Here is an 8,112-nt window from a genome sequence, read left to right as displayed (position 1 = left end):
TGGCGGTGGCGGCCGACACGGCGGCAGCGACCGTTGGTATCGTTGGCGCGACGGCGGCGCAGGGCATCACGGTCACGGCCGGCGGCGCGGCGACGATTTCGGGCGCGGTGAGCACCGGCAATGGCGGCGCTTACGTGGTGCGCGCGGCCAGTGTGACCGTGGGCAATGCCGGCGACACGCTCACCCAGTCGGCCGCGGGCGGCGTGCTGTTGCGCGCGCTCACCGGCGGGGTCGATTTCCAGGGCACGCTGTCGCTGCAGGCCGGCGCCGGCAATCTGGTGATCGATGCCTTCACCAACATCACCGGCACCACCGCGCCCAACCTTTCCAACGGCACACGGCCGATCCTGCTGCTGCGCGGCGACAACAGCCAGCCGCTGGCGCTGGGCAATGTCACTGCCGGTGTGCTGACCAATGGCCAGCGCGACATCGTCAACCCACTGTTGCCGGCCGATTATTCGGCGGCCAGCCTGCAATTCCAGGTGGGCGGCAACCTGACCCTGGGCAGCCTCACCCAGAATGCCGCCATCGACATCGTGGCATCGGCCGGCAACATCGTCCTGAACAGCGCCACCAGCACCACGGGCGCAGTGAGCATCGTCGCAAGCGCCGGCAGCCTGACCGTGGGCCGCACCGGCAATGCCGACAGCGTCGCCAGCGGCGGCAACGGCAACGTGACGCTCAGCGCATTGGGCGCCGGCAATGACGCCACCATCCGCGCCGGCATCAACGCCGGCACCGGCGCCGTGGCGATCACTGGGGGCCAGGACGTGCTGCTTGGCCGCGCCGCGGCGGTGACGCAACAGGGCGGCACCATCGCGGTGACCGCCGATCGCCGCATCGTCGGCACCAACGCGCTGACCCTGCAATCCAGCCAGGCTGGCGGTATCACCCTGTCGGCCGGCACCACCGCGCCCGGCCCGGGCCTGCGCAGCATCGCGTTTGAAAATGCCAGCGCACAGACTGCCAATGGCGGCGGCGCGGTCACCATTACGGCGGGCGCCAATTTCAACGGGCTGGCGCTGGGCCAGGTGACGGGCGGCAGCCTGGTGACCCCGGCCACCATCACCGGCGCGGTCGATATCCGCAGCCTGTCCATCGGCGGCCCGCTCAGCCTGAAAAACAGCGGCGCCATGGCCATCGGCTCGGCGGTGACGACGGGCGGCACCGGGGACATCACGCTCGATGCCGGCTCCACCCTGGTGCTGGGCAACGCCGATGCCGGCGGCAGCAGCGGTGCGCTCAACCTGCTGGCAACGGCAGCGGGTGGCAGCATCACGGTCAACGCCACGCCGACGGTCAACGGCGTGGCACTCGCCGGCCTGAGCGGCGCACTGGATGCCAATGGCGTCATCCGCGTGGTCAGCAGCGGCGGCATCAGCATTTCGGGTTCGGTGATCACCACCGCGCCGGCGCTGACGCTGGACGCAGGCGGCCTGCTCAGCGTGGGTGGCCAGATCCGCTCGCGCGGGCGGGTTGTCGCGCTGGGCAATGATGTGACCGTGGCTGGCGTTGAATCGCGCAACGATATCGTGATCGTGGCGCGCGTTGGCGATGTCGTCACCGGTGGGTTGACGATCGCGACGCCAAACGTGGCCAACGATCTGGCGCCGGTTGATGGCAACGGCAATGCGATCATCGATCCCACGACGGGTCTGCCGATCGGCGCCCTGGTCGGCAAGATCATATTCGTGCGCGCCGGCAACCAGATCACGCTGGGCCCGCCGGCCCCGAGCGGCGGCACGGTGAACAGCGCCGCGCAGATCCTCAATCTCGGCAATATCGACACGCCGGATCCGGTGATCGCCACCGGCAAGCGCATCACCGGCGGCACCATCAAGTCGGGCGCAGAAATCGTGCTGACCTCGACCGGCACCAGCATTGGCGGCAACACGCCGGACGGCCTGTTCCTTGGCAGCCTGGAGGCCGGCCTGCAGGTGGCGCTCACGTCACAGACCGATATCGTGGTGACCGGCGGCATCATTTCCAGCGGCGGCCCGACGACGGTAACCGCGCTGAACGGCAATGCCACCGTGGGCGGCGCTGTCACCGTTGGCGGCACCTTCGATTATATCGTGCGCGCCCGCGCCATTACCGTGGGCACCGATGGCCAGACCCTCACCCAGTCGGCCGGCGGCGGCGTGCTGCTGCAGAGCAGCGTCGGCGCCATCACCGCGCTCGGCAACCTGACGCTGGATGCCAATGGCACGCCCAGTGTCGTGGTCCCCAGGCTGGGCCAGACCGTGCTCGATGCGGCGACCAGCATCATTGGCCGCCCCAATCTGGAAGCCAACGGCAATGTGCTGGTGCGGCAGGGCACGGTTGGCACGCTGGCGCTGGGCAATGTGACGGCCAACCAGCTGCTGTTGGCATCGCCCGTGGCCGCGCCGGCACTGACACCCTCTGATTATGCAGCGGCCGGCCCCACCCTGACCAACGTCGGGGCAATCACCCTGGGCGCGGTGCAGGTGGTTGGCGATCTGATCATCAGCAACATCGGCGGCGACTTCAACATCAGCATCGAAGGCGCCAGCAGCAGCGCCGGCGCGGTGGACATCGATTCCGCGCTCGACCTGCTGATCGGCCAGACCGGCCAGACCCGCAGCTTTGGCGCTGGCCCCGGCTTTGGCCTGCGGTTGGCGGCGCAGCGCTCGATCCTGGGGTCGGGCACCATCACCCTGGCCGCGCCGACGGTCAGCCTGGAAGCCGGCGCGATCGCGCCGGGGGCCGGACCCGCGCCGACCAGCACGCTCAGCATCCGCCTCAATGGCGCCAGCATCACCACCACCGGTGCCACCAACGTGGTGGCCCGCAGCGCAGCCTTCAGTGGGCTGACGCTGGGCGATGTCGATGCCGGCAGCATCGACGCGCGCATTTCCGGCGCCGCCATTGCCGGCGTGAACGGGGCCATCACCACCGGCGCGCTGACCAGCGATTCCAGCCTGGCGCTGACCAGCCTCGACAACGCCCTGAGCGTTGGGACGGTCACCGTGACCAACCCTGCCAGCGACATCGTGCTGCTGGCCGCCACCAGCATCACGGCCGGCGGCGCCAGCGCCACCCGCGACGTGCGGATGACCGCCGCTGGCGGGACCCTGTCGCTGACGGGCGCAGTTACGGCCGGGCAGGACATCGTGCTGGTGTCGAGCGGGGACATGACCGCGACCGGCGAACTTGACGCTACCCGAGACCTCAAGGCCAAATCTGGCGGCGCGCTGACGTTCAGCTGGCAGTCGGGCAATGCAGCGCTGCAATCGGGCGCCGGCCGCGACGTGGTGATCGATGCGGCGCAGACCAGCGTGGCCCAGATCGGCGCCGGCGATGACCTGGTGCTGGTGGCCCGCAACGGCAGCCTCACCACGCCGGATGTGGTGGCGCGGGCACTAGGCGATGACAGCGGCGGCAATATCACCGGTGCTGACGGTGCGGCCGTGACCAACCCGCGCAACGCTGCCGTGCTGGGCGCATTGCCCGGCCGGTCGCTGGTGCTGCTCGCCACCGGCAATTTCGGCCAGGCCGGCGATGACCTGCTGTGCAACGCCAATTGCGTGATCGGTGCGAATGACGTGACGCTGCGTGATATCAGTGGCAGCGGCGGCGTGCGCATTGATGCCGGCAGTATCACCGTGCGCGACGTGATCGTGGGCGGCGATATCCGCCTTGCCAGCTCGCCCGGCGGCATCACCACCCGGCAGCTGGACACGGACGGGCAGGTGTTCCTTTCCAGCGCCACCAGCATTGACGTCACGGGCAACACCCGCGGGGCTGCGGTAACGATGAGCAGCACCAACGGCAATCTGACCGCGGCTGACATCAGCGCCGGCGCGATCAAGGCTGACGCTGGCAACGGCACGCTCACTCTTGGCGTGCTGGCCGCGACCCAGGTGGCGGGCGACGCCGTGCGCGATGGCACCATCAAGCTGACGGCCACCGGCACCACCGGCGACATTCAGCTAGCCGGGGTGACGGCTGCCAGCGATCTCAACGTCAATGCCAGCCGTGACCTGACGCTGTCGGGGCCGGTGGCGATGACGGGCAATGCGACGCTGCAGGCGGCCCGCACGCTCAGCAGTGGCGACATCGGCCTTGGCACCGGCGCCCTCAGTGCCACCACCACGGCTGGCGACATCAATTTGGGCGCGGTGACGGCAAACAGCATCGGCGCCACCGCCAACAGCGGCAAGCTGACCGCGGGCTCGCTGGCTGCCAATGGCGGCAGCATCACACTCACCGCCACCCGCGATGCCGGGGCGGCCGCGGCCAGCACGGAGGGCGATATCGACGTTGCCGGCGTCACCCAGGCCAATCTGCTCAGCATGACGGCGGGCCGCGACATTGTCGTGAGCCAGGCCATTACCATGACCGGCAATGCCACGTTGCAGGCCGCGCGCGACATTGTTGCCGGCAACATCGCCCTCGGCGCCGCTGGCAACCTGTCGGCGACGGCGCAGAACGGCAATGTCACGCTGGGCGATGTCGATGGCAATGGTATCACGGCCACCGCCAACAGCGGCAAGCTTGACACCGGCCGGCTCGATGGCGGTGCCATCGCGCTGTCGGCAACCCGCGACGCCGGTGCCGCTGCGGGCAGCACCCAGGGCGACATCGCAGTGGGTTCGGTGGGCGGCCTGTCGGTCGGCCGCGCGACGAGCCTCACCATGACGGCGGATCGCGACGTCGATGTGGCGGGCGGCATCGTCTCCAGCGGGATCGTCAATCTCTCGGCTGGCCGCACGCTCCTGGTCGGCAGCGCGCTGGCGGTGGGCGATGAAGCCATCAACGCCGGCGGCAATGTCACGCTCGGCGCCGGCAGCAATGTCGATGTGCAGGCGCAGATCATCGCGCTCGGCCGGGCCGTCGCCATTTCGGCGCCAGCCGTCGCCACCCGGGCGATCAGCGCCGGCAGCATCGCCATCACCGGCGAGACCAGTGTTGGCACCGGCAATCTGACCGCCGGCAACATCGACGTGCGGGCCACCAATGGCATCGTGACCATCGCCGATATCAGCGGCGGCACCGTGCTGGTGCAGGCCAGCAGCAACACCAATGTGGGTGACATCACCACCACCAACGCCAGCGTGATCGTCCGCGCTGGCCAGGTCGGCGATGTGCCCGGTGCCGGCAGCGGCAACCTGGTGGTCGGCAATCTCCTGACCGGCACAGGCGCCATCACCCTGCGGGCCAACAACGGCACGCTCACCACCGGCGCGATTTCGGGCGGCGTGGTGCAACTGGACGCCACCGGCCCGACCGGCGACATCAGCCTTGACCAGGTCAACCAGGCCAGCAGCCTGACCGTGCGTGCTGGCGGCAGCGTCACGGCCAACAGCGATATCGCCATCACCGGCGCCATCGACCTGAAGGCCGACCAGGCGGTCAACCTGATGGGCGTCATCAACGCCGCCAGCCTGATTGGCGATGCCGGCACCACGCTGGAAGCCACCGGCAACATCGATGTGGAAGGCGAAGTGCGGCTGACGGGCGGCACCGGTGTGACCGTGCTGGATGTGAACAGCCGCACCAATGCCCCGATCACGCTGACGGCGACGACGGGCGCCCTGTCGTCCGGTGCCATCTCGGGCGGCGCCGTCGCGATCGAAGCCACGGCGGGCAGCGCCAGCATCGGCGCCGTCACCCGCGCCAGCAGCCTGTCGGCCAAGAGCGGCACGACGCTGGGCATCGGCGACATCGACATCGCCGGGCCGGCCACGCTCAACGCCGGCACTGATCTGACCATGGCCAGCGTCACCAACGCCGCTTCGCTCGATGCCCAGGCCGGCCAGGCGATCACCGCCAATGGCCCGATCAAGGTCGCCGGCGCGGCGACCCTCCTCGCCGGCAACGGCCTGACCACCGGCAATGTCACCAGCACGGCCAATGGCGCCATCGCGGCCACGGCCACCACCGGCAATGCCCAGCTGGGCACGCTGCAGGGCGGCGCCATCGATGTGCGGGCGCTGGCTGGCACGCTGGGCATCGCCGGCATCAGCGCCAGCACGTCTGTGCTCGCCCAGGCCAGCGGCAATACCGGCATCGGGGACATTGCCAGCACCGGCGCCGTCATCGTCCGTGCGGGCCAGGTGGGCGATACCGCCGGTGCTGCCAGCGGCAATCTGCTGGTGGGCGCGGTCGATGCCGGCAGCGGCGCCATCACGCTGCGCGCCAACAATGGCACGCTCACTGCCGGCACGCTGGGTGGCGGCGCCATCATCCTCGAATCCAGCGGGGCTGCCGCCGACATGACACTCGGCGGGGTCAGCCGTTCGACCAGCTTGGTCGTCACCTCCGGCCGCGCCGTCACCGCCAATGGCACGCTTCGCACCAGCGGCACGGCCAGCATCACCACCAGCAGGCTCGATCTCGCTGCCGGCGCCGAACTGCGCAGCGATGGCCGCCTGTTGATCAAGGCGATCAGCGGCGAGGGTGATGTGAAGCTCGCCAATGGTGATGGCAGCCTGTTCGACGACGCCGACATGCCGCGCGTGTTTGCGCCGGTGGTGCAGATCGACGGCAATGCCCGCAACATCAGCATCGGGTCCACCACGCTGTTCCCGAATGTGCTGCGCGTCGGCGTTTCGACCACCAAGAACATCACGGTGGTGGGCGCCATCAAGTTCGAATCCCCGGCCCCGCCGGCCGCTGATCCGGGCAATCTCACCGCCGCGCGCATCCTGACGCTGGGCGGGGATGCCACCGCCACCGACACCAGCAAGGTGGATGAACAGGTGAACGGCGCGGCCAACGTGATGGCTGATCGCGTGGTGGTGGAAACCCAGACCGCGCTGGCCGATGGCAGCCTGACCACCGGTGGCCAGTTGATCGGCACCAATTCGGTCATTCGGGTGCGCGGCAATTATGTCGCGCTCGGCATGAAGGAAGGCGCGCGCTACATCGATGCGCTGCTCGGCACGACGCCGCTGCCGGCGACTGATGTGCGGGCGCGCTTCACCGAACTGCCGACGTCGACCTTCTATCTGTCGATCCCCAGCTATGCCAACACCGGCGTGCGGCCGTCGATCGTCACCGCCAACAAGCTGGTGCTGGGTGTCGGCCAGTGGGGTGTCATCCAGAACACCGGCCAGTCGGCGCAGCCGGGCGGCGGCGTCAACCTGAACAGCGTGCAGCTGGTCAACCTGGGCGGCGCTTCGGCCCCGCAGGGTGGGCCGATCGTCGGCTTCTTCGGCACGCTGGGCGGGCAGGAAGGCATTGCTGCAGCGCTGCGCATCACGGTCGGCCAGCTGGGTGGCATCACGCCCAACAACGTGCGCATCAATGGTTGCGTCGCCCTCACCACCGCGGGCTGCATCGTCACTGGTCTGCCGCTGCCGCTGGTGCAATTGAACGATCCGGGTCGTGGCCTGCTGATCCGCAACACGCCCGATCTGATCCTGCCGCTGGAACTGATTTCCGGCACCACCAACGAAGCGCTGTGGCGCGATGACGAGGATCTTGATCCGGGTCGGCCGATTCCGGCCAAGCCGGAGAAGGAACCGCAGACCCCGTCGCCGACGCCGTCGCCAGCGCGTTCGGGAGATGGTCTGCCATGATGGGAACGCCCGTGATGAAGCCCTGGCAATTGTTGCTCGCTGCGTCTGCGTTGACCCTTGGCACGCCGGCCGTGGCCGAGACCTTGCCTGACAGCTTCGATGTCGGGCGCGGTCCGCAGGGCGAATTGTGCCGGGCGCAGCGGGTGTGGAATGATCCCGCCGCCAAGGGCCTGTTCGACAGCGTCTATGTCATCCGCTGCCGGGGTTGGACCGATACCACCAATGTTGGCCATGTCGGTCTCTACACCGCCGGGGCCGAGGCCAAGGCACCGGTTTCGGCCAGCCTGGCCGCGCGCATGGCCTGTTCGGCGGCCGGCGCTGTCACTCTGCCGGGCCTGGGCGCCGGTGAAGCCGCGCGCTGTCGCAATGGGGAAGGGGGCTATGCCGCCTTTGCCGCCACCATGCAGATGAAGCGGCAACTGCTCGCCATCGACGGGTTGGAGCGTTTTTCCGCCAACCTGGCGGCGGCGGCGCGAGCCATTGCCGGCGTGGCCGATGCGCCGGGTGCCACTGCGGCGCCGGGCGATGCCATCGCGCTGACAGGCCTGCCCGATGCACCGGCGGC

General features: G+C 69.2%; 1 protein-coding gene and 1 pseudogene. Both read left to right on the top strand.

Annotated features, from left to right (window positions below; all coding sequences use genetic code 11):
- Positions 1 to 107: 107 nt before the first annotated feature.
- Positions 108 to 7,547 (top strand): hypothetical protein, encoded by a 7,440-nt coding sequence (locus GJ693_RS16955; protein WP_207789962.1) that lies wholly within the window; start codon positions 108 to 110, stop codon positions 7,545 to 7,547.
- Positions 7,544 to 8,112: pseudogene (locus GJ693_RS11785) on the top strand (hypothetical protein); the annotation flags it as partial. The gene GJ693_RS16955 and the pseudogene GJ693_RS11785, both read left to right, overlap by 4 nt.

This window comes from Sandarakinorhabdus oryzae, from assembly GCF_009733735.1.
Classification (GTDB): domain Bacteria; phylum Pseudomonadota; class Alphaproteobacteria; order Sphingomonadales; family Sphingomonadaceae; genus Sandarakinorhabdus; species Sandarakinorhabdus oryzae.
The sequence above is the reverse complement of the archived record's forward strand: the minus strand, read 5'-3'. Positions and strand labels throughout refer to the sequence as shown.